23 protein-coding genes are annotated in these 26,333 nt (G+C 65.3%); 11 read left to right on the top strand and 12 right to left on the bottom strand.

Going from position 1 to position 26,333, the window contains the following annotated elements:
- Positions 1 to 55: 55 nt before the first annotated feature.
- Positions 56 to 799, top strand: a complete 744-nt coding sequence (locus F3H96_RS13530; RefSeq protein WP_149802233.1) for a 2OG-Fe(II) oxygenase — start codon at positions 56 to 58, stop codon at positions 797 to 799.
- Positions 800 to 826: 27 nt separating this feature from the next.
- Here the strand turns inward: F3H96_RS13530 and F3H96_RS13525 are convergent, their stop codons facing one another.
- A complete protein-coding gene (locus tag F3H96_RS13525; protein ID WP_149802232.1) occupies positions 827 to 1,153 on the bottom strand; it encodes a GYD domain-containing protein in 327 nt (108 codons plus the stop codon).
- A gap of 249 nt (positions 1,154 to 1,402) precedes the next feature.
- Between F3H96_RS13525 and F3H96_RS13520 the strand changes: the two genes are divergently transcribed.
- A complete protein-coding gene (locus F3H96_RS13520) occupies positions 1,403 to 3,025 on the top strand; it encodes an ABC-F family ATP-binding cassette domain-containing protein (protein ID WP_149802231.1) in 1,623 nt (540 codons plus the stop codon).
- A 239-nt stretch (positions 3,026 to 3,264) separates the two neighbouring features.
- Here the strand turns inward: F3H96_RS13520 and htpG are convergent, their stop codons facing one another.
- The 5 genes from htpG to groES all read right to left on the bottom strand — a co-directional run bounded on the left by htpG (position 3,265) and on the right by groES (position 8,244).
- On the bottom strand, positions 3,265 to 5,157 hold the full coding sequence (gene htpG / locus F3H96_RS13515; protein WP_149802230.1) for a molecular chaperone HtpG: 1,893 nt from the start codon (positions 5,155 to 5,157) through the stop codon (positions 3,265 to 3,267).
- A gap of 320 nt (positions 5,158 to 5,477) precedes the next feature.
- On the bottom strand, positions 5,478 to 5,849 hold the full coding sequence (locus F3H96_RS13510) for a hypothetical protein (RefSeq protein WP_149802229.1): 372 nt from the start codon (positions 5,847 to 5,849) through the stop codon (positions 5,478 to 5,480).
- 114 nt (positions 5,850 to 5,963) lie between these two features.
- The gene (locus F3H96_RS13505; protein WP_149802228.1) at positions 5,964 to 6,185 is read right to left on the bottom strand and encodes a hypothetical protein; all 222 of its coding nucleotides are present in this window, start codon (positions 6,183 to 6,185) and stop codon (positions 5,964 to 5,966) included.
- Positions 6,186 to 6,248: 63 nt separating this feature from the next.
- Positions 6,249 to 7,877 carry a chaperonin GroEL gene (groL, locus tag F3H96_RS13500; protein ID WP_149802227.1) on the bottom strand — a complete coding sequence of 543 codons (1,629 nt, stop codon included), beginning with the start codon at positions 7,875 to 7,877 and terminating at the stop codon, positions 6,249 to 6,251.
- Positions 7,878 to 7,929: 52 nt separating this feature from the next.
- Positions 7,930 to 8,244: a co-chaperone GroES gene (gene groES / locus F3H96_RS13495; RefSeq protein WP_149802226.1), complete on the bottom strand. Its 315-nt coding sequence runs from the start codon at positions 8,242 to 8,244 to the stop codon at positions 7,930 to 7,932.
- Positions 8,245 to 8,854: 610 nt separating this feature from the next.
- Here groES and F3H96_RS13490 point away from each other — a divergent pair.
- Positions 8,855 to 10,288: a hypothetical protein gene (locus F3H96_RS13490; protein WP_149802225.1), complete on the top strand. Its 1,434-nt coding sequence runs from the start codon at positions 8,855 to 8,857 to the stop codon at positions 10,286 to 10,288.
- Between the two features lie 94 nt (positions 10,289 to 10,382).
- Here F3H96_RS13490 and F3H96_RS13485 read toward each other — a convergent pair whose 3' ends face one another.
- The 3 genes from F3H96_RS13485 to F3H96_RS13475 form a co-directional block, all read right to left on the bottom strand.
- A complete protein-coding gene (locus F3H96_RS13485; RefSeq protein WP_149802224.1) occupies positions 10,383 to 11,276 on the bottom strand; it encodes a hypothetical protein in 894 nt (297 codons plus the stop codon).
- Positions 11,277 to 11,350: 74 nt separating this feature from the next.
- Positions 11,351 to 13,027, bottom strand: a complete 1,677-nt coding sequence (locus tag F3H96_RS13480) for an acyl-CoA synthetase (RefSeq protein ID WP_149802223.1) — start codon at positions 13,025 to 13,027, stop codon at positions 11,351 to 11,353.
- Between the two features lie 156 nt (positions 13,028 to 13,183).
- A complete protein-coding gene (locus F3H96_RS13475; protein ID WP_149802222.1) occupies positions 13,184 to 13,750 on the bottom strand; it encodes an ATP-binding protein in 567 nt (188 codons plus the stop codon).
- Between the two features lie 1,123 nt (positions 13,751 to 14,873).
- Between F3H96_RS13475 and F3H96_RS13470 the strand changes: the two genes are divergently transcribed.
- Positions 14,874 to 15,797, top strand: coding sequence for a LysR substrate-binding domain-containing protein (locus F3H96_RS13470; protein ID WP_149802221.1), 924 nt, complete (start codon positions 14,874 to 14,876; stop codon positions 15,795 to 15,797).
- A 229-nt stretch (positions 15,798 to 16,026) separates the two neighbouring features.
- Here F3H96_RS13470 and F3H96_RS13465 read toward each other — a convergent pair whose 3' ends face one another.
- A complete protein-coding gene (locus tag F3H96_RS13465) occupies positions 16,027 to 16,692 on the bottom strand; it encodes a hypothetical protein (protein ID WP_244619994.1) in 666 nt (221 codons plus the stop codon).
- Positions 16,693 to 17,134: 442 nt separating this feature from the next.
- On the opposite strand from F3H96_RS13465, the gene F3H96_RS13460 reads away from it, so the two are divergent.
- Positions 17,135 to 18,238, top strand: coding sequence for a KamA family radical SAM protein (locus F3H96_RS13460; protein ID WP_149802220.1), 1,104 nt, complete (start codon positions 17,135 to 17,137; stop codon positions 18,236 to 18,238).
- 84 nt (positions 18,239 to 18,322) lie between these two features.
- Positions 18,323 to 19,138 carry a BA14K family protein gene (locus tag F3H96_RS13455; RefSeq protein WP_149802219.1) on the top strand — a complete coding sequence of 272 codons (816 nt, stop codon included), beginning with the start codon at positions 18,323 to 18,325 and terminating at the stop codon, positions 19,136 to 19,138.
- A 235-nt stretch (positions 19,139 to 19,373) separates the two neighbouring features.
- Here F3H96_RS13455 and F3H96_RS13450 read toward each other — a convergent pair whose 3' ends face one another.
- Complete coding sequence (locus F3H96_RS13450; RefSeq protein ID WP_149802373.1) at positions 19,374 to 20,507, bottom strand: alpha-hydroxy acid oxidase; 1,134 nt, start codon at positions 20,505 to 20,507, stop codon at positions 19,374 to 19,376.
- A gap of 191 nt (positions 20,508 to 20,698) precedes the next feature.
- On the opposite strand from F3H96_RS13450, the gene F3H96_RS13445 reads away from it, so the two are divergent.
- The gene (locus tag F3H96_RS13445; RefSeq protein ID WP_149802218.1) at positions 20,699 to 21,289 is read left to right on the top strand and encodes a TetR/AcrR family transcriptional regulator; all 591 of its coding nucleotides are present in this window, start codon (positions 20,699 to 20,701) and stop codon (positions 21,287 to 21,289) included.
- Between the two features lie 214 nt (positions 21,290 to 21,503).
- Positions 21,504 to 21,929, top strand: coding sequence for a globin family protein (locus F3H96_RS13440; RefSeq protein WP_149802217.1), 426 nt, complete (start codon positions 21,504 to 21,506; stop codon positions 21,927 to 21,929).
- A 169-nt stretch (positions 21,930 to 22,098) separates the two neighbouring features.
- Here F3H96_RS13440 and F3H96_RS13435 read toward each other — a convergent pair whose 3' ends face one another.
- On the bottom strand, positions 22,099 to 23,490 hold the full coding sequence (locus F3H96_RS13435; protein WP_149802216.1) for an FAD-binding oxidoreductase: 1,392 nt from the start codon (positions 23,488 to 23,490) through the stop codon (positions 22,099 to 22,101).
- Between the two features lie 375 nt (positions 23,491 to 23,865).
- Between F3H96_RS13435 and minC the strand changes: the two genes are divergently transcribed.
- From minC to minE, 3 genes are all read left to right on the top strand, one after another.
- Complete coding sequence (gene minC, locus F3H96_RS13430) at positions 23,866 to 24,798, top strand: septum site-determining protein MinC (RefSeq protein WP_149802215.1); 933 nt, start codon at positions 23,866 to 23,868, stop codon at positions 24,796 to 24,798.
- A gap of 164 nt (positions 24,799 to 24,962) precedes the next feature.
- Entirely contained in the window at positions 24,963 to 25,778 is an 816-nt protein-coding gene (gene minD / locus F3H96_RS13425; protein ID WP_149802214.1) for a septum site-determining protein MinD, read from the top strand.
- Complete coding sequence (minE, locus tag F3H96_RS13420; protein ID WP_149802213.1) at positions 25,775 to 26,047, top strand: cell division topological specificity factor MinE; 273 nt, start codon at positions 25,775 to 25,777, stop codon at positions 26,045 to 26,047. Before minD ends, minE begins: the two co-directional genes overlap by 4 nt.
- Positions 26,048 to 26,333 lie beyond the last annotated feature (286 nt).

The raw sequence follows: 26,333 nt of genomic DNA, 5'->3' as shown, positions 1-26,333 counted from the left end.
GGTGGCCGTCACGCCTCCTTCGCCCCACTTTGATGGCAAGCAAGGGAGCCAACCCATGACCATCCATTCCCTGAACACCAAGCGCGTCAGCCGCTCCGCCGAATCCCGCGTCGCGGCACAAGACTGGCGCGCCCTCGTCTCCGATCTCAACGCCCATGGCTGCGCAGTCATGCCCGGCCTGCTGTCGGCGGAAGAATGCGCCGATCTCGCCGCGCTCTATCCACAGGAGGAGCATTTCCGCAGTCATGTGGTCATGGCGCGCCACGGCTTCGGCAAAGGCGAGTACCGCTATTTCCGCTATCCGCTCCCCGATCTGATCGACGGCTTGCGCTCAGCCCTCTATCCGCGGCTCGCCACTGTCGCCAATGACTGGAACGAGAAGATGAATGTGGCACAGCGCTATCCCGCTGACCACGCCGCTTTCCTGGAGCGCTGTCACGCCGAGGGCCAGACCAAGCCGACGCCGCTGCTTCTCCAATACGGTCCCGGCGACTTCAACTGCCTGCACCAGGACCTCTACGGCGCGCTCGCCTTTCCCCTGCAGGTGGCGATCCTGTTGTCAGAGCCCGGCGAGGATTTTACCGGCGGCGAGTTCGTGCTGACCGAACAGCGCCCGCGCATGCAAAGTCGCGCCGAGGTTGTCCCGCTGAGAAAAGGCGACGCAGTGATCTTCGCCGTGCACAACCGCCCTGTGCAGGGCACCAAGGGCTACTACCGCGTGAATCTGCGCCATGGCGTCAGCCGCTTGCGCTCGGGGCGGCGGCACACGGTCGGCATCATCTTCCACGACGCGAGGTGAGGCCGTTCGAGTGGCCTCTTTCGTCCGCTATGCTCCCGGCCGGCGATATCGGATCGACTTTGCCTTGCCGAGCGCCTCAAGCGTTTCCTCGACGCTGAGCAGCACTGTGGTCTCGCTGGAGGAGAGCGCGCCGCCCGCTCCGATTGCAAGCATGACGGATGCCATCGACACATTGTCCGGCGCCTCCCATAGGTTCCAGCCGTCGTGCTCGCCGAACGCATACCAGAACCCGTGCAGCTTTCCACCCACGGACTCGATGTATGAGCGGGCCGCCTTGCGTCGATCTTCGGGGTTTTCGATCATGCGCGCCCATGTCTCGGGCGTGTAGCTGAAGCGCGTAAGATACATGGCCATGGTTGACCTCCCTTTGCCAGAGCCCATCAACGATTAGCTCCAGCAGTAAGCGCTCGATTGGGCCGCGACGCGAGTCATTCCCACGGCGGCCTGTCTTCGCCTTTCGGAGGATTTCTGGGTGCTTGAGCGTCCGGAGGGCCGCCGATGAAGGAACGGATGCGGCGCTTCTGCCTCTTCCCTCGGCATGCGCCATCGCGTAAGGGCCGGCGCAATTTCCTCACACCCAAACAAGCATTCCGGATCCCTTTCATGATTCGTCTTGAAAATATCGGCAAGCAGAACGGCCGACAGATCGTCTTCATCGAAGCCTCGGCCGCCTTGCAGAAGGGCGAGAAGGTCGGGCTGGTCGGCCCGAACGGCGCCGGCAAGACCACGCTGTTCCGGATGATCACCGCAGAGGAGCAGCCCGACGAAGGCCAGGTCTCGGTCGATCGCGGCGTCACCATCGGCTATTTCAGCCAGGATGTCGGCGATATGGGCGGTATGAGCGCGGTGGCGGAAGTGATGGAGGGCGCCGGGCCGGTCAGCGCGGTGGCCGCCGAGATGCGCGAGCTCGAGCACGCCATGGGCGATCCGGAACGCGCCGACGAGATGGACGAAATCATCGAGCGCTACGGCGAGCTGCAGCATCGCTTCGAGGAGCTCGACGGCTATGCGCTCGACGGCCGCGCCCGCGAGGTGCTCGACGGCCTCGGCTTCTCGCAGGAGATGATGGACGGCGACGTTTCAAAGCTCTCCGGTGGCTGGAAGATGCGCGTCGCGCTCGCCCGCATCCTGTTGATGCGGCCCGACGTCATGCTGCTCGACGAGCCGTCGAACCATCTCGACCTCGAAAGCCTGATCTGGCTGGAAAAATTCCTCAAGGACTATGACGGCGCCCTGCTGATGACCTCGCACGACCGCGAGTTCATGAACCGCATCGTCAACAAGATCATCGAGATCGACGCGGGCGCGCTGACCTCCTATTCCGGCAATTACGAATTCTACCAGGAGCAGCGCGCGCTGGCCGACAAGCAATTGCAGGCGCAGTTCGAGCGCCAGCAGGCGATGCTGGCCAAGGAGATCGCCTTCATCGAGCGCTTCAAGGCGCGCGCCTCGCACGCCGCCCAGGTGCAGAGCCGGGTGAAGAAGCTCGACAAGATCGATCGCGTCGAGCCGCCGAAGCGCCGTCAGACGGTGGCTTTCGAATTCCAGCCGGCGCCGCGCTGCGGCGAGGACGTGGCGACGCTGAAGGGCATCCACAAGGCCTATGGCAGCCGCTCGATCTATTCGGGCCTCGACTTCCAGATTCGCCGCCGCGAACGCTGGTGCGTCATGGGCGTCAACGGCGCCGGCAAGTCGACGCTGCTCAAGCTGGTGGCCGGCGCCTCCGAGCCGGACACGGGCACGGTGGCCAGGGGACCCAGCGTCAAGATGGGCTATTTCGCCCAGCACGCCATGGAGCTGCTCGACGGCGAGCGCACTGTCTTCCAGACGCTGGAGGATAATTTCCCGCAGGCCGGCCAGGCACCGCTCCGGGCGCTTGCCGGTTGCTTCGGCTTTTCCGGCGACGAGATCGAGAAGAAGTGCCGCGTGTTGTCAGGCGGCGAGAAGGCGCGGCTGGTGATGGCGCTTATGCTGTTCGATCCGCCCAACCTTCTGGTGCTCGACGAGCCGACCAACCACCTCGACATCACCACCAAGCAGATGCTGATCGAGGCGCTGTCGCAATATGAAGGCACGATGCTCTTCGTCTCGCACGACCGCCATTTCCTGGCCGCGCTGTCCAACCGCGTGCTGGAGCTGACGCCCGACGGCGTCCACACCTATGGCGGCGGCTATACCGAATATGTCGCCCGCACCGGCCAGGAAGCGCCGGGGCTGAGGGGGTAGGGGAAGGCTCTATGCTGATCCGACGCCGCTCCGGTCGTCATCCTCGGGCTTGACCGGCTTGACATGAACACAGTTGCCATGCCGTGACCTCTGCCGCAGCGCGCCACGGCGCAGAATTCTGTAACCGCAGCAACGCCTTAATGGAACGGCATGGATCCTAGGGTCCGCGCGCGTCGCTTCGCTCCTTGCTTCGCCCTAGGATGACGGCGAGGCGAGATGCGCCTCCTTGCTGGACCCGCTCACCCCTTCGCCAACCCGCGATCGATCAGCCGCGCAAGGCGCGCCGAGAAGGCCTTGGCGTCCGCCGGCTTGTCGCCGTCCAGCACGCGCGCTTCGTCGTAGAGCAGATGCGCGGCGTCTTCCTTGAACGCCTTTTCGTCTTCGCCGAGTTTCGCCAGCGCCGCGACGCGCTCATGGCGCGGGTTGATCTCGAGGATCGGCTTGGCGGCCTTGTCGAGCCGGCCGGCGGCGTTGAGCAGGCGCTCGAACTGGCGGTCGGGGCCGTGCTCGGGCGCCACGAGGCAGACCGCGCTTTCGGTCAGCCGGTCGGAAGCCCTCACGTCCGAGACGTGCTCGCCAAGCGCGGTCTTCACGAAGGCCAGGAAGGACGCGATGTCCGATGACGTCTCGGTCTCCGGCTTCGCGGCATCGTCGGGCAGCGCAATGTCGGAAAGGTCGGCGCCGCCCTGCGTCACCGACTTGAACGGCTTGCCGTCGAATTCCGGCGCCATCGTCGTCCAGAAACTGTCGACCGGATCGGTGAGCAGCAGCACCTCGACGCCGCGCGCGCGAAAACCTTCGAGCTGCGGCGAGGCCTCGAGCCGGGCGCGGTCGTCGCCGGCCATGAAGAAGATCGCCTTCTGCCCTGCCTTCATTGCCGCGACGTAGTCGGCAAGGCTGCGCAGCGCCTCGCCCGAAGCCGTCGAGCGGAAGCGCGCGAGCTTCAACAGCTGTTCGCGCCGCTCGTAGTCCTCGTAGAGGCCCTCCTTGAGCACGACGCCGAAATTCTCCCAGATCTTGGCATAAGCCTCGGCGTCGTTTTCGGCTGTTTTGGCGAGGTCGCCAAGCACGCGGTTGGTCACGCCCTTGCGGATCGCGGCGAGCAGCGGACTTTCCTGGATCATCTCGCGCGAGACGTTGAGCGGCAGGTCGGCGGAATCGACCAGGCCGCGCACGAAGCGCAGGTAGCGCGGCAGCACATCTGCATCGTCGGTGATGAAGACGCGCCGCACATAAAGCTTCATGCGGCCCTTGCGGTCCTGGTCGAAAAGGTCGAACGGCCGCGATCCCGGCACGAAGGCAAGCACGCTGTATTCCTGCCGGCCCTCGGCGCGGAAGTGGATGGTCGAGGCCGGCTCGTCATACTGGCCGGCAACGCTGCGGTAGAAGTCGGTGTATTCCTCCGGCTTGATTTCGCTTTTTTGCCGAACCCAGAGCGCGGTGCCGTCGGCGACGTCGCGCGGCTCGGCGCCGGGTTTTTCGACGAGCGCGATCGGCACCGGCACATGGCCCGACTGCGACTTCGCCAATCCTTCAAGCCGGTAGGGCGTGGTGTAGGAGGAGGCGTCTTCCATCAGGTGCAGCACGACGCGGGTGCCGCGCTTGGGCGCCGCCTCGAGCGGCGCCGGCGCGATTTCATAGGTGCCCTTGCCGTCGGAGGACCAGCGGAAGGCCTCGTCGCTGCCGGCCAGGCGGCTGATGACGTCGACCCGGTCGGCGACCATGAAGGCCGAGTAGAAGCCGACGCCGAACTGGCCGATGAGCTGTGAGTCTTCCGCCGCCTTGCCGGCTTCGACGCGCTCCATGAAGGCGCGCGTGCCCGAGCGCGCGATCGTGCCCAGCGCCTCGGCCATCTCGTCGCGGCTCATGCCGATGCCGTTGTCCTCCACGACAAGCTGCTTGTTGTCCGGGTGGGCGGCAATGGTGATGCGCGGCTTCGGATCGCCGCCCAGCAGCTCGGGCCGGCTGACCGCTTCGAAACGCAGCTTCTCGCAGGCGTCGGCCGCGTTGGAGATCAGCTCGCGCAGGAAGACGTCGCGGTCCGAATAGACCGAGTGCACCATCAAGTGCAGCAGCCGCGAGACGTCCGCCTCGAATGTCCTGGTTTCAGTTTGCTTGGTGTCCGTCGTCATTCAGAATTCCCGCGTTAGTCTTTTCGTCCGCCACGCCGGCATGCGCCGGGTTTCGATTTTCAGGCATTGTTGAGCATGCTTGAGGCACCGCCGGCGCCGGCGAAACATGTGTCCGGCACCAGAATATCGGGGCGGCCGGCGAAGGCAACAAGGGTTGCCCGATGCGTTCCGCGTCGATCTCCCGGCTTGCAGGCGTCCGGAGCGATGGCATGCGCGCTGATGCTGTTCGCCGCCAACCATCCTGAGGCAGGACACGGGCCTTGCGTCACGGTTTTTGAGCCGAGCCGGCAACCTCATGGCGACAGGATGTGACGGGTTCCTCAAAGTGGCCGTGGTTCAGGGTCCGAAGCTCCTTTCGGATGCGCGCCCATCGCTCCGGAGCGATGGGCGTCGGCGAGCGCATGGCGGCGCGGGTAGGGGGATTGCAGGATGATCCCTTGCGGCTGCTGGCGGCCGATGTTTGCGCTGAAGGCCTGAACGACCACTGGCCCGGTCCGCCTGGTGTGCATCGCGGAATGCGGCTGGCTCAGGCGCGGCGGCGGCAGCGCCCTGCGCGCCTTGACCAGGGCCTCGATCCAGGCGGCGACAGCCAGCGGCACCGGCGCGCGTCCTTCGAGCCAACGCGTCACGTCGTTGCGGGGACAATCGAGTTCCTGCGCGACGTCGCCGGCTTCCCATCTCAAGATTTTCAAGCATTCCCGCAACCGTCCTGCAATCATGGCGATCCTCTCCCATTCGCAAGGCATCGGACCACCGTCCGACGCTGTCGAAACGACCCCGCCGGCGTGGGCGAGGTCGGATTTCGGTCAGCTCCGCGCGAATGGTTCGGCCGCCGACACGTGCTGCGCGGCAAGGAACATCAGCGTCGAGGCCGCGGTCCGCCGGTTCCATCCGGCGGACTCTGCCGCGTCGAGCAGGCTTGTCAGCAGCGGCGTCAGCGCGCTTCGGCATTCGGCTTCATAAGCGAGGAATTCACTTGTCGGATGTGTCGGCGCCGGTACCGATCCGTCGCCCTTCATCACGTCCATGATGACCTCCCATCGTCATAAAACGCTCGCTCCCGTTGCCGGGAGCCGGCTATCGGCAGCGTCTTAAAAGTCCATGCCGGCGCCGGCTGGCATGGCCGGGGCGGTTTCCTTCTTCGGCTTCTCGGCCACCATCGCCTCGGTGGTGACGAGCAGGCCGGCGACGGAGGCCGCGTCCTGCAGCGCCGTGCGCACGACCTTGGCGGGATCGATCACGCCCTGGCCGTAGAGATCGCCATATTCGCCGGTCTGGGCGTTCCAGCCATAGGCGAAGTCGGTCTTCTCGCGCAGCTTGCCGACGACGATCGAGCCTTCCGCCCCGCTGTTCTCGGCGATCTGGCGGGCCGGCGCCTCAATCGCGCGCCGCACGATGTCGACGCCGTATCTCTGGTCAGGGTTGTCGACGGCCACCGCATCGAGCGCCGTGGCGGCCCTGAGCAGAGCCACTCCGCCGCCCGGCAGGATGCCTTCCTCGACCGCGGCGCGCGTAGCATGCATGGCATCGTCGACGCGGTCCTTTCGCTCCCTGACCTCGACTTCGGTCGAGCCGCCGACGCGGATCACCGCGACGCCGCCGGCGAGCTTGGCCAGACGCTCCTGCAGCTTTTCGCGGTCGTAGTCCGAGGTGGTCTCCTCGATCTGCGCCTTGATCTGCGTGATGCGGCCCTGGATCTCCTCCTTCTTGCCGGCGCCATCGACGATGGTGGTGTTCTCTTTCTCGATCGAGACTTTTCTGGCACGGCCGAGCATCTCCAGCGTGACGTTCTCCAGCTTGATGCCCAGATCCTCGCTGATGGCGGTCCCGCCGGTCAGGATCGCGATGTCCTCCAGCATGGCCTTGCGGCGGTCGCCGAAGCCCGGCGCCTTGACGGCGGCGACCTTCAGGCCGCCGCGCAGCTTGTTGACGACCAGCGTGGCAAGCGCCTCGCCCTCGACATCCTCGGCGATGATCAGCAGCGGCTTGGCGGACTGCACCACGGCCTCCAGCACCGGCAGCAGAGCCTGCAGGTTGGAGAGCTTCTTCTCATGGATCAGCACATAGGGGTCTTCCAGCTCGACGCGCATCTTATCCTGGTTGGTAATGAAATACGGGCTGAGATAGCCGCGGTCGAACTGCATGCCTTCGACGACTTCCAGCTCGGTCTCGGCGGTCTTGGCTTCCTCGACGGTGATGACGCCTTCGTTGCCGACCTTCTGCATCGCTTCAGCCAGGAAGCGGCCGATCTCTGCATCGCCATTGGCCGAAATCGTACCGACCTGGGCGATCTCGTCATTTCTGGTCACCTTGCGGGCGTTGGTCTTCAACTCCTGAACGATAGCCTCGACGGCTTTGTCGATGCCGCGTTTCAGGTCCATGGGATTCATGCCCGAGGCGACGGCCTTGGCCCCTTCCTTGACGATCGCCTGGGCAAGCACGGTCGCGGTCGTGGTGCCGTCGCCTGCGATGTCGTTGGTCTTCGAAGCGACTTCGCGCACCATCTGCGCGCCCATGTTCTCGAACTTGTCCTCGAGCTCGATCTCCTTGGCGACGGTGACGCCGTCCTTGGTGATGCGCGGGGCGCCGAACGACTTGTCGATGACGACGTTGCGGCCCTTTGGACCGAGCGTGACCTTCACCGCGTCGGCGAGGATGTTGACGCCGCGCAGCATGCGTTCGCGGGCGTCGGAATGGAATCTCACTTCCTTGGCAGCCATTGGATCACTCCTTCAATAGGCAGCTTCATGACTGGATTCGATAAAGCGGCGGTCAGGCGGCTTGCTTGACCGTCGCGGTCTGCTCGATCACGCCCATCACGTCGCTTTCCTTCATGATCAGCAGGTCTTCGCCGTTGAGCTTGATTTCGGTGCCGGACCACTTGCCGAACAGGATGCGGTCGCCGACCTTGACGTCGAGCGGGACGAGCTTGCCGCTTTCGTCGCGCGCGCCCGCACCGACGGCGATGACTTCGCCTTCCTGTGGCTTCTCCTTGGCAGTGTCGGGGATGATGATGCCGCCGGCCGTCTTTTCCTCGGCCTCGATGCGGCGGACGAGTACGCGATCATGCAATGGACGGAACGTCATGTCGTTCTCCTTCAGGACAAGATTGCGAGAGGTCCGCTCCGGACCGGCAGGGCCGGAGCGGGGCCCGCGCGACCGTTTCGGCATCGCGCGCATGTCGAACTAATTTTGCCTCCTTCTACTTTCAAGGGGCGACGCAAAATATTTTAGCACTCTCCGCTGTAGAGTGCTAACAAACTGAAAACATGCGGTTAATTCGACCGGATTGAGAGGATGAGGGACGTGAAATTCCGCGCCGCGGCGGTTGCGGGGCCGCTGAAAAATTGGACCCGAAACAGGGAGTTTTTTGGAGACGGAGGACAGGAATGGACCGAGGTACTTTCGTCGATCATACCTTCCCTTGCTGCCGAAATATCGGCCCTTCGCTCCACCGGTTGCTGTCGCCGGCCAGCCATTTCCAGCACACGCGGGACATCCTGGAGGGCGGCTCCTCGACGTTCAGGAAAAGCTGGCGAGGACGCGTGAAAAGGCAGGAACCGGCTGACGCCGGAAACCCTGTCATGGCCTTCATTTTCCTCATTCCTTTGAAGGCTTCCCGTACGGAACGTTACGCGTTAAATTAGCAGTTCGTTAAGTAATTTGGCGGGTGTGTTTAAGCGTAAGAGGTGCCGGTATGAATTTGAAATCCCTGATCAAGCGGGCGGAGGACGTAGACAAGGAATTCCAGGAGCTTCAATCGGATCTGGCGGAGGCTTTCGAGGACTGTCTTGCGGCGGACGAACAGACCGCCCTTGCCGCGAGTGCCACCGACGAGGGGGAGGCGCGAAGCGCAGAGGACCCGCCCGGCGAGGCTCCGCCGGATGCGACGACATCGCGACTGACGCCGCATACCCAGACGCGACTGGCCGCCCTCGAGGCCGTCGCCGGGCTTTTCCGTGACGGGCAGGGCCATCTGCAGGAGATCGAGGCGAGACTTGCCGAGATCGCCACCGCGCATCGGATGACGCGCGAGGTCCTGAACGTCCTGCATCGCGACACACTGCGCGCCAACGAGCTGGAGCTCGCGAATGCCACGCTGTCCGCCGAGCACAAGAGCTTGTCGGAACAATTGCTCGACCTTACCAGGAAGCAACGCGAGCGCGACGGCGCGGCCGAGGCATGGCATCAGCGCGAGGCGAGCCTTGTCCAGGATCGGGAGTCGCTGCGCGAGGCGCTGGCGGCGGTGCGGCTGGAACTGGTCGAGATGAGCAACGAGAGCGTCAGACGCGATGCGGAGTTCGGCGAGATCGTCAAGACGTTGACCGCCAAGACCGTCGAAGCCGACCGGCGCGCCGCCGAAAACAAGCAGCTGCGCGAAAAGCAGGTCGGTCTTTCGATCGACCTCGAGCAGGCGCAGAAGCGCGAGGTCGAGGCCCGGCACAAGTTCGACGAGTTCGCGGCCATGCACGCCAATGAAACCGCGCGCATTGCCGACCTCATGACCCAGCTCGGCGGCCACGAGAAGGAGGAGGCGCGGCTGCAGAAGTCGCTGGATGCGACGCAGGCCAAGCTTGCCGAGGTCATGGAGGCAGCCCGCATCGCCGAAAGCGATGCCGAAGCCGAGCAGGCGCGGAGCCAGGCGGAGCTGCGCGGCCTGCGTTCGGAGATACAGGAGCTGCAATCGCGGCTGGAACGCGCCTCCAACGACAAGACCGAAGCCGTGGCCGAGATGACCAGGCTCAGGACGCAGTTGAGCGATGCCGTGACCGAACGGCAGGTCGCCGAGGAAAGGCTGACCGTTCTCAGGAACGAGAACGAAATGGACAGGAAGAACCTGTCTTCGGTCAGCGCCAACCTCTCGCAGCTTTCGCTGCAGCAGGCGTCCGAGCAGATCCAGCTCGATATCCAGAGGCAGGAATGCGAGGACTTGCGCGCCGAGATCGTGACCCTCAACGCGCGCATCAAGGAACTGCTGCCCTATGAGCGCCTGCACCGGGTGACGGATGCGAGGGCCCGCCAGGATGTCGCGCCCGCAGCCAACGGGCACGTCGCCAATGGGCATATCGTGGAGCCGGCGCGGCCCACGGCTCGGCGCCGGCGCAAATTAAGGGCGGCGGCTGCAAGCTGATACCCGCTTTGCCCGAAAGCGCGAAGCGGCACTGGCAAACGATCAAGCCAAGGCGCTGAATCCACTTCAGCGCAGGCGTTGAACCGCTCCGGCCCTACTTGCCGGCCATGGCGTCGGCAAGGTCCTGCGCCTGCTTGAGCAGCGCCGCGAAGGAAGGCTCGCCGGGCAGGCGTTGGGCCATGCAGGCGCGGTAGTCGGCGTCGCCCTTTTCCCAGGCGGCGTTGGCGGGATCGGATGCCTGCGGGCCGTTCTGATCCGACCCCTGATCCGCCTGCTGGGCTTTCTGCGCGGCGGCTTCGGCGGCGGCCCAGATCGAATCGCAGGCCGCGATCTTCGGCACCGCGGGCGAGGTGGGGGCCTCGGCGATCAGCACGCGATCGCCCTTGACCACCACGACGACGACGTGCTGGTCGTAGATCGGCCCGACATCCTGCGTCCAGCCGCCGAGCCGGGCGATCACCGCGTCGGCGCCGTCGGGCTTGTTCAGCGAAAAGTCGAGCGTGCCGGAAAACGCGGCGTCGCTGCCGATGGCCTGGGTGTAGAAATTATCGAGCTTCAGCGCCGCGCCGAGGTCGGCGGGCAATTTGAAATCCGCATCCGTCTCCACCGACTTGGACTTCAGCCAGCGCTCGGTCAACCCGCGCGTCGAGGCGACAATGCTCGGGCCGCCATCGCTCTGGGAGTATCTCAATCCGTCCAGCATGCCGAAGCCGATATCGGAGGCGTTGAGGCTTTGAAGGTTGATCGTGCCGGTGGTGGGAAAACCCTTGACCGAGAGCGGGCCGAGAATGGTGGCGAGCCGCTGCTGCAGGTCGGCCAGCGCCTTCTCGTTCTGGGCATCGATGGTTTCGATCGCCGTGTTGGCGCCTTCCTGCGCGGTGATGTCGGCAATCGCCTTGTCGCGCGCCGCGATATAGTCGTCCTCGGGCGCGGCCGCGAGTGCCGCGCTGCCCGCCAGCGCAAAGAGAAGCGTTAAGACCAACCGCATGCTGCAACCCCAATGTAGCGATCAAAAGCCCTTGGGAGCCATCGCCGGACTTGGCGGCTTTTGCGTGGCGGAAATCAGGGCGGGAGCAAATCTTTATCTGCCTGACGCTTCTCCACCTCGGCCTTGCGCAACAGGAACCGCTGGATCTTCCCGCTCGGCGTCTTCGGCAGTTCGCCGACGAACTCGACCTCGCGCGGATAGGAATGCGCCGACAGCCGCTTCTTCACATGCTGGGCGAGTTCCTCGGCGAGCGCCTCGCTGCCCTTGAAGGCCGGCGCCAGCACCACGAAGGCCTTGACGATCTCGGTGCGCTGCGGATCGGGCACGCCGACCACCGCGGCCTCGTTGACCGCCGGATGCTCGATGAGCGCGCTTTCGACATCGAACGGCCCGATGCGGTAGCCGGACGAGGTGATGACGTCGTCGGCCCGGCCGATGAAGGAGACGGAGCCATCCGGCTCATACTCCACCGTGTCGCCGGTGCGGTAATAGCCGCCCGCGATCGCCGGCGTCTCCGCCTGATGGTAGCCGTCGAACCAGCGCAGCGGCGAGTTGGCGATATCGACCGCCAGAACGCCGGGCTGGTTGGGGCCGAGCTCGTTGCCTTCATCGTCCAGCACCACCATGCGGTATCCCGGCATGGCTAAGCCGGCAGAGCCGGCGCGTACTTTATGGGCGAGCCCGTGATGGTTGTTGACCATCATGCCGTTCTCGGTCTGACCGTAATGGTCGTGGATCGGGGCCGCGAGGTTGGCGTCGAACCAGCGGATCACTTCCGGGTTGAGCGGCTCGCCGGCGCTGCTTACCACCCGCAGCCTGCCTTTGACGCGGGCCGCCGCTTCCGCGCCTTCAGCCATCAGCAGGCGATAGGCCGTCGGCGAGCCGGCAAGGCTGGTGACGCCAAGACGCTCGATGATGTCGTAGGTCGATTTGGCGTTGAAGGCGCCTTCGTAGAAGGTGGTGGCGATACCGAGCTGCAACGGCCCGGTGATGGCGTAGTAGAGCCCGTAGGCCCAGCCGGGATCGGCGATGTTCCAGAAGATGTCGTCGGGCCGCAAGCCGATCGCGTCGCGCATGTAGGCGCCGAAGGCAAGCAGCGCGCTGAGCGGCACCGGCACGCCTTTCGGGTGCCCTGTGGTGCCGGAGGTCGACATCATCATGAACAGGTCCGAGCCTTTGCGCATCACCGGCTCGCAGTCGGGAGAGGCGGCGGCGAGCGCCGCCCGGAAATCGATGTCGCTGGCGGGCAGCGTCTCGCCCGCGCCGAGGACGGTGGCGACGCGCGGGCGGTTTTCCACCTCGTCGAGCTTGCCGCGGTTTGCGGAGTTGGTGACCACTAGCTTCGCCTTGCTGTAGCCCAGCCGATGCTCGACCGCCTTCGGGCCGAAAGCGGTGAACAGCGGCTGGTAGACCGCGCCGACGCGCCATGCGCCCAGGATCAGCGCCACCAGCTCCGGGATGCGCGGCAGCATGCCGGCGACGACATCGCCGGGCCGCACGCCGAGATCCTTCAGCATCGTGCCGACCCGGCCCGACATGGCGGCGAGATCGTCGAACGAGTATTCGCGCAATTCGCCGGCGGCCGAGATCGCCCGCAGCGCCAGCCGGTTCTGGCCGGTATAGCGGCCGCAGCATTCGACATAGGCGTTGATGCCGGTGGCGGGATCGCCGTGAAGCCGAGCGATCTCGTCCTCGATGCGGAAGCGCTCGACGGCGTCCTCGTAGCGCGGCAGCGCAGGCGCTTTGGTCATGGCAATCCTCCCTCGGCCGGACGCCACCTCCCCATGGCGCTGGTTGATGGGAGATTGCCTGAAAACACGGCGCGGGTCGATGACGACCGCTTCGTGACCAAGGCCGCCCATCGGACGGCCAGGTTGCGAGGTCTGGATTGGAATCACAAACTGACGTTACACCTCGGACTGTTGGATTCCGGCTGCATGGACGACGACGTTGAAGTCCTCGGTGGGGCCAGGCGGGACGAAATAGCTGGTGAAGAGGTCGTAGACAGCTTCGCTCACCTCGAACGGGTGCTTGCCATTCGCATTTCGTTCCCGAAGCCGCTGCTTGCAGATCATGTCTGGAACATCAAGGAAATGAAGCTCATGGGCTACTCGAGCTTGATCGACCAACGAACGCATCCAGTTTCGATATTCGACGGTGTTTGCCGGGAAATCGAGAACAACAGAAAGGCCTGTGCGCAAGATATCAACAACATGCGGACCCATTGCCGCGCGAAGGCGCGCAGAAAGATCGGCGTAGTCGCCGATCGTATGCAATTCATCCAAAAACAGGTTCGACATCCAGTGATCTTCGCTGATTAGCAAGGTCGCCGGGCGCACCGCCAGGCGACGTGCAAGCGTCGATTTTCCCGCGGCAATCTTTCCGCAGAGGAGGTACAAGGTGGTCACGTGAGCCGGATCCGCGTTCGAAGGCTCAGAGGCGAGAAGTATCTGAGGTCCGCCAAGATAGCCCATTCATGGATTCCGAGCTCCTGGAGCATTACGACAGTGCTACGGAGATAGGAGGCGCAAGTTCCAGAACGACCGGCGGCACGTACCAGGCGTTGGGCTTTTTCCGCACTACGCCGTTTCCGGGGAGACGCGTGCGGTCGCGGCCTCTGGGCAGTCCATATGCGACAAGTGGAGCATTTCGCCCTGCCGCCGGCATGGGCAAACTGCCCACCCGACTTGAGGGCGGCATTCGTTAGGGGCTCGTTGCCGGTCACCTAGAGATCTGTCTGGTCGGCAGTGTCGATACTTTGGTCATGTTCCCACCAACCCGTCGGCCTAATCATTCGGGCCCGCAGTATAGCACCGATCGGCACAAAAATGATGTCGTCCGCGCCTCGTCGGCCGACACGCATTTTGCCTTCCTTCACCTCGCCGCGATCAGAATGCGTCTCCAATGCATGTCGCCCAGAAGTGCGCAGCCGTTCTGGGACAACGACATGCATCAAAAACAAAGACTTTAAAGCGTCGCGTGTTTCCGTTTCAAGCGCGACGCGCTTTAGGCTCGATTATTCCTCGATCGTAGAAGTCCGCTCTACCTGCACGTCGACGCGCGCAGACGTGTCCCTCTCCTTATCACCCGTCCGCAGGCCGACATACCGCGGCTTGTTGCTCAAGAAGATAGCGGCCGTGGTTTCAGGGGCAGATCTGCCGCCAGACAACCAAAGCTGTTCTTCTCGGAAACACCCGTGATAGACGTAACGTGGCAAAGTCGTGCACTGCTCCTCGGCTCTCGAAGAGCAAACAAGAACCATCGCCAATATCGATGTTCCGATCGCCAAGGTCTTCATCGTGGCCTCCTCACCACAGTGCATTCGACTTCCAACAGCTCATCGCATGTCGATAGTGCTGGCGCTTGAGTGTGAAGACGCCTCTCTCCTTCCGGCGCTTGCACGCTTTGGTCACAGCGGGGAAGCTGGTAGCGCATGCGCGCCTCGCGAGGCTGGAACGTCGCGACGCGAAGTACTTCTGCGAAGATGTCCACAAAGTCCGACATGGCTCATCCTCCTTTCTGGAGGTATTAAGCTGCGGCTGGCTTCGCGCCTCAAACGAGTTTACCGTCCAGCTCCGATAACGTGGGGTTATGCTTATGAAGCGTGGCCGGCTGCCGTTGACGGCATTGCGGAGCTTCGAGGCGGCAGGTCGCCTGCTGAGCTTCAGCCGCGCCGCCGAGGAACTGTTGGTGTCGCAGGCGGCGATCAGCCGTCAGGTCCGCGAACTGGAAGCCCTGATCGGCAAGCCCTTGTTCGAGAGGCTACCTCGGCGGGTCGAACTGACCGGAACCGGTCGCTTCCTTTTGGATCAACTAACCGCCAGTTTCGACGAGATCGACCTCAGGCTTTCGCTGATCCTCGCTGAGGCTGCCCGAGCCGTGCTTCGGATCAGCGTCGAGCCGACATTTGCAAACGGATGGCTGGTTCCGCGTCTCGCCCGCTTTCGTGAGCAGCATCCTGACGTCGACGTCTCGGTCGATACGGACATACGGCTGGTAGAGTTTCGCAGCCACGAGGCAGAGCTAGCGATCCGCTGGTCAGCAACCGCTCGATCGTGGCCGCGAACGGAGGCTCGGCATCTCTTCGACTGCCTGATAACACCCGTTCTCACACCGGGCTTACTCGCATCCGGCCCGCCGCTTCGCTCGCCGGCGGACCTGCGCCATTACATTTTGCTGCACGATTTCGACCGGAAGTACTGGGCAACGTGGTTCCAAGCGGCCGGCCTTCCAGACTTCCCGTCGCTGAAGGGCCCGATCTACCCTTCCGGTGCGCAGGCCATACAAGCCGCCAAGCTCGGCCACGGCGTCGCTCTCGCCGATATGGTGTTTGACAGCGAGGATCTTCGGCTTGGTACCCTCGTGCCCCCCTTCGCGATTGAAGTGTCCGACGGTGCTTATTGGCTCGTCGCGCGCAGTTTCCGAAGCCTGAGCCGCCCGGCCAGCGCCTTTGCGGAGTGGACTATGCAGGAACTGGCGGCCGGGACGAAAGCCTGGACGGGTGCGGCGACAAACGCGTGACCGGAGTTGTCGGCCGTCAGTCGATGGCATGGGCGGGGCTGGGCGTGAGACCCAGTCATCCGATCCCACACCCATGTGGCGCATCTCGCTGCCGCCGGAAGAGATTGCATGGAAAGACGGCTGCGGTCGATTGCGGTGAAAGTCGCGGGAGTGCGTCTTTCTGCTCGTTTAAGGCAGGCGCAACCCTTGAGCCTCCATGTGGCGCCGCGCGGCGAGGTTTGTTCTGGCATCACGACGCCTGGCCATGCTGGAGCAGCGTGAAGCAGTCGACGCTGCCCGACTTCGACTGCGCAAGCACCGGTTTTGCTCGGTCGATCCATTCCTGGTGCGACCTGGCGTCGGCCTCGATCGCCTCGACCGGCGCGAGTTTGACGAAGCCGCGTCCCTGGCTGAACAGCCAGCACGCGCGGCCGAGAAATTGCCGGCCGCGCAGTCGAAGGAGATCGGCATCATAGAAGATGTCGAGCACCTCCTGTTTGATCTTGCGCTCCTTTTCCGGACTGGCTACCGCGGTCTCCACGGGCTCGCCGCCAATCGCGTCCTGCAGGTCCTTGTAGTCGAGGACGAGCTGTGTGGTGGCGTATTTGATCTCGCTCTCGTCGCGCACGATGTTGAACCACAGCTTGGGGTCGAGCTCGTTGACGACGAACGTCGTTTCGAAATCGCGCGACAGGTTCAGGATATCGAAGTCGCGCAGATCGATATCGCGTTCGACCAGGAGGATTTTCGCGACCTGCTTGCCGAGCTCGGCTCCCTGCGCGCTCACCGCTGCGTTCTTCCCGCCAAGGTCCGGACTGACATAGGCGCCGCCTTCGTCCAGCACGTCGTCGAATTCGCCGAGCGATGCGACAACGGGCGCGCCGCGCGCGATGCGACCTGCAAGCTTGGCGAGCACCTGCTGCAGCTCGGTCTCGCGTTTGCGCTGGTCCTGATAGTTCTGCTGGAAGAAGAAGATGAACAGCGAGACGCCGATGCGATCAGGATCACGCCAAGCTGCGAAAAGATGTTGCGGTAATATTCCAGCAGCTTTTCGCGGTGGCGCACGTCGTCGCGCACGCTGTGGGCCACGCGCAGGTTGACGAACAGCGAGAGTATCAGCAGTCCCGCGCCAACCAGGATCAGCCCGCCGATCAGGAGGTAGCCATGGCCCGCGCTGAAATCCATTCGTGTCGCCCCAAACCCCGGATAGCGCAGATTAATAGCGTTTCGCCAAAACAACTATCCGAATGGCAGAGGGCTGGTTGCGAGGCGGCGCGTTTACCCGCCCGCGGCAACGGCGGCGGTTGACCCCGCCCGCCATCCGGCCGATACCCCCGCAAACCGCCCCGAGACCTCCAATGACCTCAGACGCCAATCTCGAGCAAGCCGCCGCGCCCGACGCCGCCTGGCAGGACGAAATCCGCGCCGGCCTTCGCCATGTCCGCGACCTCGCCGCGCTGCCGCTTTCGCCCGCCGAGCGCGCCGCCGCGCAGGAGGCCGCCGCCGCCCACAAGGTGCGCGTTCCAAAGCCTTATCTCGACCTGATCGACTGGAACGACCCCGACGATCCGATCCGCGCCCAAGTGATCCCGTCGCCGCAAGAGCTCGTCGCCGCCGAAGGCGAGCTCGACGACCCGATCGGCGACCACGCCTTCAGCCCGGTGCCGCGGCTGACGCACCGTCATGCCGACCGCGTGCTTCTGTTCCCGACCTATCAATGCGCGGTCTATTGCCGCTTCTGCTTCCGAAAGGAGTCGCTGACCTCGATCGGACGCGGCTACACGCGCGAGGCGCTGGAGCCGGCGCTGGCCTATATCGCCGACCACCCGGAAATCCGCGAGGTGATCCTGACCGGCGGCGATCCGCTGTCGCTGCCGGACAAGGCGCTGCAAGAAATCCGCGCCCGGCTGGAGGCGATCCCGCATCTGCGGCTGTTGCGCATCCACACGCGCGTGCCTGTGGCGCTGCCCTCGCGCGTCACGCCCGGTATGGTCGCGGCGTTGCAGGGCCGGCTGATGGTGAGCGTGGTGACCCATTTCAACCATCCGCGTGAGATCACGGACGCGGCCGAAGCGGCCTGCCGCGCGATGCGTCAGGCGGGTTTCGTGCTGCTCAACCAGAGTGTTCTCCTGAAGGGCGTCAACGACCATGTCGAGGTGCTGGAGGAGCTCTGCCGCGAGCTGATCTATCGTCTCGGCGTAAAACCCTATTACCTCCACCATGGCGATCTCGCGCGCGGCATGGCGCACCGCCGCACCACGATTGCCGAGGGTCAGGCGCTGGTCGCGGAGCTGCGCCGGCGCCTCTCCGGCATCTGCAACCCGACCTATGTCATCGACCTGCCCGACGGCGGCGGCAAGGTGCCGCTGGCGGCGAGCCACGTCGAGGGATGCGAGGACGGGACGTGGCGCATCCGCGGCCAGGACGGGAAGGTGAGGGACTATCGCGAGGTGGTGAGGTAGCCGCTTTTTTCGCCCCCTCGAACAGGCGCAAGGAACTCCAACCCGCGCCCCGCATTCTATGAGCGGGGGCTGAAGGAGCGCCGCGTGAAGGCTTTGTTGGGAATTGTCGGCGGCTTCGTGCTGACGCTCGCCGTGTTCGCCAGCGGGCTCGCCTTCGCCACCTGGCTGCTGGCCGCCAAGCCGGTGCGCCAGGCAACGCCGGCGATCGGCGTTTCCGAGCTGTGGACGAAGGATGCCCAGCCGGTCGATCCGCAACGGCAGAACCTGCAACGCATTCCCGCCCGGCAGGCAGCGTCCGCCGAGCCAGGCGAGCCGGCCAAGGCCGATAGCGGAGCGCAGACCGCGGCGCTGGCGCCGCCCGTCGAGCCATCGCCTCCGCAACCCGCCGCCACCCAGCCGGGCCAGCCCGCGGCCGAGCCCGACGCGGCCCAGCCTTCCCAGCCGGCCACGCCCGGTCAGCAGGCCCAGCAGCAACTGCCCGTCGCCCATCTCGACTGGTGCGCGAACCGCTATCGCAGCTACCGCCCGGAAGAAAACAGCTACCGGTCCTACAGCGGCGAGCTGCGTCCCTGCATCTCGCCCTATTTCGATCCCGGCGGTGCCGCCTCGACCGATGCGCGCCAAAACAGTCAGGCAGAGGATAAGGCCGGGATACCCGACCAAGACGAGGTGACCGACGACCAGGCCGAGATGGAAGGCTACGCCCCCACGCGGGACGGCTACGCCACCACCTATGGCGGCCCGCCGGAAGAGATCACGCCTGAGCAGGAACAAGCCTGGAGCGGCCGTCAGTTTTCCAGCGACCACATCGACGCCTGCTTCAGCCGATATCGCTCCTACGATCCGCGGGACAATACCTACCAGCCCTATGACGGCGGCCCGCGCCGGCAATGCGAGTAGAGGTGGCGCGTCTTCGGTGTTTGTCTAAAACGTCTGCGATTGGCGAATCCGCCGGCGACAGAGTTTCCCTCTCCCCGTCACTATTCGGGAGAGGATGTCGGCAGGCAGGTGAGGGGCAGCATTGTCCTCCGAGAGCTTGCACCTCGCTGCGCGCAGCCGCCAAGGTCTGCGCCGCCCCTCATCCGCCCTCCGGGCACCTTCTCCCCGTGAACGGGGAGAAGGGGATGCCGCCTCGCTAATTCAGCACTCTCCCGTCGATCTCCGAAACGCTCCTTGTCCCCGTCAGCGCCATGGTGACCGACAGCTCCTTGCGCAGGATCTCTATCGCCGTCGCCACGCCCGCCTCGCCGCCGGCGCCGAGCCCGTAGACATAGGCGCGCCCGACCAGGCAGGCCCGGGCGCCGAGGGCCAGCGCCCGCATCACGTCCTGACCCGAGTGCACACCGCCGTCGAACAGCACCTCGACCTCCGAGCCCACGGCCTCGGCGATCCTCGGCAGCATCGAGATGGTCGATGGCGCGCCGTCGAGTTGCCGGCCACCATGGTTGGAGACCACGATGGCGTCGGCACCCGCCTTGCCGGCGGCGCGCGCGTCGTCGACGTTGAGGATGCCCTTGATGATCAACTTGCCCGGCCAGAGGCTCCTGATCCACTCGACGTCGCTCCAGTTCAACGCCGCATCGAACTGATGCGCCACCCAATCCGCCACCGCCTTGACACTGTCCGCGCCCTTCACATGGCCTGCGAGGTTGCCGAAGGTCCAGCGCTTGGCCGTCAGCATGCGGGCCGTCCAGCCGGGCCGGCTGGCGATGTCGAGGATCGTGCGCGGCTTCAGCGCCGGCGGCACCGAAAGCCCGTTCCTGACGTCGGCGTGGCGCTGTCCCAGCACCTGAAGGTCGACGGTGAGCACCAGCGCGCTGCAGCGGGCGGCGGCGGCGCGCTCGACGAGCGAGCGCACGAAGCCCCGGTCCTTCATCACATAGAGTTGGAACCAGAACGGCTTGCCGACTGCCTCGGCGACATCCTCGATCGAGCAGATCGACATCGTGCTCATGGTGTAGGGAATGCCGGCCGCCTGCGCGGCGCGGCAGGCGAGGATCTCGCCATCGGCCCATTGCATGCCACCGAGGCCGATCGGCGCCAGTGCCACCGGCAGCGACACCGTCTCGCCGAGGATCGTCGTTGCCGTGTCGAGCTGCGAGACGTCGACCAGCACGCGCTGTTTGAGCGTGATGCGCTCCAGGTCGGCGCGGTTGGCGCGCAGCGTCTGCTCGGCATAGGAGCCGGCTTCGGCATAGTCGAAGAAGACGCGCGGCACACGGCGGCGGGCCGCCCGGCGCAGGTCCTCGATGCAAGTCATGCCTTTCAAGGACTGCGGCGCCGCCGAGGATATCGTGACCCGGTCGGGCATCGTCACCATCCCGGTCGGGATATCGAGCGCTGTGGGGACTACTCTTTCCATCGTCGTCCTCCCTTGGAATATTAGCAAATGCCGATATTGAAGGCCTCGCCCGTCCTGATGTAAATTCACTAGCGAGTATACTTTCAACGGCGGCGTCCATGCCCAGAGCGTCCGACGCGACGAAGCCCGTGATCCTGCAGGCGGCGTACAAGCTGTTTCGCCGCCGCGGCTTTTTCCGCGTCGGCATGGACGAGATCGCGGACGCGGCGGGCGTCACCAAGCGCACGCTCTATTACCACTTCGACAGCAAGGACGCGCTGCTGACGGCCGTGCTCGCCTCCCAGCACGAGCGCACCTTCGCCGACTTCCAGCACTATGGCATCGACCCGTCGGGCGACGCGGACGCGCTGATCGACAAGTTGTTCGAGGGGCTGGTCAAATGGTCGTCCAAGCCGCGCTGGGCGGGCTCCGGCTTTACCCGGCTGGCGATCGAGCTTGCCGACCTGTCGGGCCACCCCGCGCGCTCGATCGCGCGCCAGCACAAGGCGCTGATGGAGCAGCAGCTGGAAACGCTGCTTGAAAAGGCGAACGTGCCGGCGCCGAAGGCGCGGGCGCGCGAACTGTCGCTGCTGATCGAGGGCGCCATGGTGATGATCCTGATCCATGGCGACCGGAGCTACTGTGCCGCCGCGGCGGATGCGGCGAAGCGGTTGGTGGCGGTTCGCGATACTTCGTCGTCCAATCGGTGAGGAGCGGAAATCCAGACCGGAATATCGCCCGATTGCTTCGCACCCACCGCTGTCTCGCCGGCGCTTGATGGACTCCGCTGTCGTGGGCTCAGCTTCCGCAACCCTGATACAAACCTGAGACGCGACTGAAACACAGCCTCCCTGCAACCGGCATGCCCGCGAAACGCCCGAGGCCGATGGTCGAGCAAGGCCAAAATCCAGGAGCGACGCGGCGATGACACCCGACCAGATCAGGCTTGTGCAGGAGAGTTTTCGCGGAGTGGTCCCGATCCGGGAAGCCGCCGCGGCTTTGTTCTACGAGAAGCTGTTCGCGATCGACGGCAGCCTGAGGGCGCTGTTTCGCGAAACCGACATCAAAAAGCAGGGCGCCAAGCTGATGGCGGCCCTGGGCTTCGTCGTGCACGGGCTATCGCGCGCCGAAACTATTTTGCCCACCGTGCAGGATCTCGCCAGGCGCCATGTCGGCTATGGCGTCGAGGAGCAGCACTACGCGACCGTCGGCCAGGCGCTGATCGAGACGCTCGATACCGGTCTCGGCGAGGCTTTCACGCCGCCGGTGCGCGAGGCCTGGACGGCGGCCTACGGGCTGCTTGCCGGCGTGATGATCGCCGCTGCGCGCGAGGTGCAGCTGGCGGCTTGAGTTGGTTTTGGTCCCCGCGTTCGAGTGAGTGGGGGCTGAGCGCGGCGAGGCGGAGAGGGGGCTTTGTAACGCAGTTCCTCTTCTCCGCCTCCGCTTCGCCGAGCGGCGAATGGGAAGAAATCCAGCAGCGCTGCGATCCTTCACACCCCCCTCTCTGAGGGTTCCGCTTTCACTCCCGCGCCACAACCTTCCCCGGATTGAGGACATTGTCGGGATCGATCATCGCCTTGATCATCCTTGCTAAGTCCCGCTTCACCGGGTCGGCGTGGCGCTCATAGGCCTCGCGCTTCTCGAGCCCGACGCCATGCTCGGCCGAGAACGAGCCGCCGGCCTCGCGCAACCCGTCGTAGAGCACGTCCTCGATCGCCGCGTGCCGCTCATGCGGGACCGGCCCGTCGGTGTTGACCGAGATGTGCAGATTGCCGTCGGCGAGATGGCCGTAGACATAGGGCGCGTAGGAAGCGTCGAGCTTCTTCAGCCCCGCCTCGATGCGCGCCACATAGGCGTCCAGCCCGCCGCCCGGCACCGAGACGTCGAAGGAGGGCGCCATGGGGTGCGCGCGCTCGATCTGCTCGGTCTCCTCGCGCAGCCGCCACATCGCCGCCGCCTGCGCGTCGGAGCTTGCGACCAGCCCGTCGACGATGCCTGCCTGTTCCCAGATCGCCGCCAGCCCGTCCTCGAGCGCGCCGCGCGCCGCGTCCATCGAGTCGGCGCCCAGGCCCAGTACCAGCAGGCAGGGCGCATCGAGCGGCAGGGTGCCCGGCGCATAGCCAAGCCCGCGCTGCATCAGCGCGGCGAAGTTGCGCCACAGGATCTCGGCGGCGGTAAGCCGGGTGCTGGTCGAGCCCAGGAAATGCCGCACGATGCGCTGCGCGCTTTGCGCATCCGGCACGCCGACAAGCGCGGTGGCGCTCGCTCCGTTCACCGGGTCGAGCCGCACCGCCACGCGGGTGACGATGCCGAGCGTGCCCTCGGCGCCGATGAAGAGGTGCTTCAAATCATAGCCGGCGCTGGTCTTCGGCACGCGGGTGAGGTCGCGGAACACCCGCCCGTCCGGCAGCACCGCTTCCAGCCCGAGCACGCGGTGGCGCATCGTGCCGTTGCGAAACGCCATGATGCCGCCGGCATTGGTGGAAACCATGCCGCCGATGGTGGCGCTGCCGCGCGCGGCGAGGTCGATGCCCGGATCGAGCCCATGCTCAGCCGCCGCCTCCTGCAGCGCGCCAAGCGTCGCGCCCGCCTGGACGATCGCCACGCGCGCGAACGGATCGATCTCCTCGATGCGGTTCATGGCGCCGAGGTCGCAGATCACCTGCCCCTCGGACGTCGCCGCCCCGCCCGCCAACCCGGTGCGCCCGCCCTGGGCAACGAGGCCGACGCCATGCTCCGCGCAGAACCGAACCAGCGCCGCGACGCCCTCGGCATCGCGCGGCCGCACCAGAGCGGAGGCGCCGAAATTGCGCGCGTCGAAGCCGGGATCGCGGGTAGCGAGTTCGGCGGCGTCCCAGATGGTGGCGTGGGGGAGGGCGGCTCGGAGGGCGGGGAGGAGTGCGGCGGACATAGGCGGCTCCGGGAAGAGGGCGGGTTCTACCCTATAGATGCGCGAGCGCGCCGGAGTCACGCCGAATGCCGAGACGTCAGACTGCCATCGCCTAAACCGCCTGCAACGAGCCCTAACCCGCCCAGATCGAGTACCCAACCTACTGCCCGGTCGCCGGGTCCCGCGTGCCTTGGTTCGCGTATTAGGAACTTCACATGCCCGGCTCGTCCGGACCCAAGTCTCCGGCGTGCTGCGGGGCGCGGGGGCAGGCCGTGTGGCCGGCCTGCCACAAACCTTAGCCGCGCCATTTCCTTAACGGCCGCCACCCTCGAAATTAACCTTTTGTTAACCATTAGCCCGGCACCCTTTAACCATTGAGTAAGGATTCGCCTGGTCGTGACCTTCGCCGCCCCTTTGCAGAACAAATCCATCCGCTTCCGCGCCCGCTCCTTCGTCGCTTTCACGCTGACGCCGGAGGCCCCGATTGCCGACTGGCTGGAGGGGCTGGACCGCTGGATCGCCAATTCGCCGGGCTATTTCAACGGCCGGCCGGTGGTGCTGGATCTGAACACTTTGCAGCCGGGGCCGGAGGAGATCGCCGCACTGGTCGGCACGCTGGCGCGGCGCGGCATCCGCGTCTACGCCATCGAATTGGATGGCGCCGAGCTCGGGCCCGAACTGCCGCCGCTGCTGGCCGGCGCCAAGGAGGCGACCGCCGAAGGCTTGCTCGGCCGGGCCGCGCGCAAGGCGCGGGCGGAAGAACTCGAGATGGCGGTCGCCGAGGGGCGGGCCGAGGTGGCGCAAGAGGCGGCGCCTGCGGAGGTTCCCCACCTGGAAATGTCCGGCGATGAGCCGGTGGACCCCGAACTGGCGAGGCTCGAAGCGGTCAGGATCGAACCGGCCCAAAACGAATCGGCCCAAAACGAATCGGCTCAGAACGGATCGGCCCAAAACGAACCGGGAAGAACGGGCGCTCAGTCGGCCCGCCACGAGCCGTCCGCCGGCACTTTGATGATCAAGGCGCCGATCCGCTCCGGACAGTCGGTCTTCCACCCGCATGGCGATGTCATCGTGCTGGGCTCGGTCGCCTCCGGCTCGGAGATCGTCGCCGGCGGCTCGATCCATGTCTATGGCACGCTGCGCGGCCGCGCGATTGCCGGCTCGGAAGGCAATATTTCGGCGCGCATCTTCTGCCGCAAGAACGAGGCCGAGCTGCTCGCCGTCGACGGCTGGTACACCACGGCCGAGGAAATGGAGGGCGTGTCGCGCGGCAAGGCCGTGCAGGCCTTCCTCGACAATGATGCGCTGTGCGTGGTGCCGCTCGGCTGAGTTTTTGGCCGCAAGCTTCGGACCGGTTTCGCGTGCGAAGGTCATCAGTGCATGTCGCCCAAAGTGTGCAGCGGTTTTGGGAGAACGACATGCGGCAAGGACGAAAGAATGCCGCCGTGCCGTGCACGGCCAGAGAATAAAAACCGCCAATGGAGGCTGGATATATGGGTAAGGTAGTCGTGGTCACTTCGGGCAAGGGGGGCGTCGGCAAGACGACCTCGACGGCCGCGCTCGGCGCCGCCGTGGCCAAGACCGGCAAGAAGGTGGCGCTGGTCGATTTCGACGTCGGCCTGCGCAACCTCGACCTCATCATGGGCGCCGAGCGCCGCGTGGTGTTCGACCTCGTCAACGTCATCCAGGGCACGGCGAAGCTTTCGCAGGCACTGATCCGCGACAAGCGGCTGGAGACGCTCTATCTGTTGCCGGCCTCGCAGACGCGCGACAAGGACGCACTGACCGAGGAGGGAGTGGCCGAAGTCATCGCCCGGCTGCGCTCGGTCTTCGACTATGTCTTCTGCGACAGCCCGGCCGGCATCGAGCGCGGCGCCCAGCTTGCCATGCGCTTCGCCGACGAGGCGGTCATCGTCACCAACCCGGAAGTATCGTCGGTGCGCGACTCCGACCGCATCATCGGCCTGCTCGACGCCCGCACCATCAAGGCCGAGCAGGGCGAGTTGGTGCAAAAGCACGTGCTGGTGACGCGCTATGACGCGGCGCGCGCCGCGCGTGGCGAGATGCTGTCTATCGACGACGTGCTGGAGATCCTTTCCACGCCGCTGCTCGGCATCATCCCGGAAAGCCAGGATGTGCTGAGGGCTTCGAACCTCGGTGCGCCAGTCACGCTGTCGGAACCGCTCAATTCCGCCGCCAAGGCCTATCTCGAAGCGGCAAGACGCCTGGAAGGTGAGGACCTGCCGGTGGTCGTCCCCTTCGAACGCAAGGGCTTCCTCGACCGGCTGCTCGGAAGGAGGGCCGCATGAGCATACTCGACCTCTTCAAGCGGCGCACCAGCGCGCCGGTGGCGCGCGAGCGGCTGCAGCTGCTGCTCGCCTATGAGCGCCAGAGCCGCGGCCAGCCCGATCTCGTCTCCGTCCTGCGCGAGGAGATCATGGCGGTCATTGCCAGGCACGTGCAGATCGACCAGGACTACCTCCAGGTCTCGATGGAGCGCGGCGCCACCATGTCGACGCTGGAGATCGACATCCAGATCCCCAACAAGAGCGCGCAGCCGCTGGCCATGGCGGGGTGAGTAGCTGATCTCCCCCCTTGTGGGGGAGATGCCCGGCAGGGCAGAGGGGGGCGCGAAGGAGCGCCAACCTCTGTTTATGCCGGCCTCTAGAAGACTACCAGTACCGGGACGCGCCGAACATTGGCAAGGCTGGCGGGACAGCGCCCCCCTCTGTCCTGCCGGACATCTCCCTCCACAAGGGGGGAGATTGGCAGCTTTGGTGCCGCAACACTCCTGCAACACCGATAATCGGTGCAGGGGTCGGTGAGGAAGGTATGATGTCCACTCCTCTCCGGTGAAGACGCGA

It is taken from the genome of Mesorhizobium sp. NFR06 (genome assembly GCF_900115245.1).
Lineage (GTDB): Bacteria > Pseudomonadota > Alphaproteobacteria > Rhizobiales > Rhizobiaceae > Mesorhizobium.
Note: the sequence above shows the minus strand (reverse complement) of the source record. Positions and strands in the feature narration are given on the sequence as shown.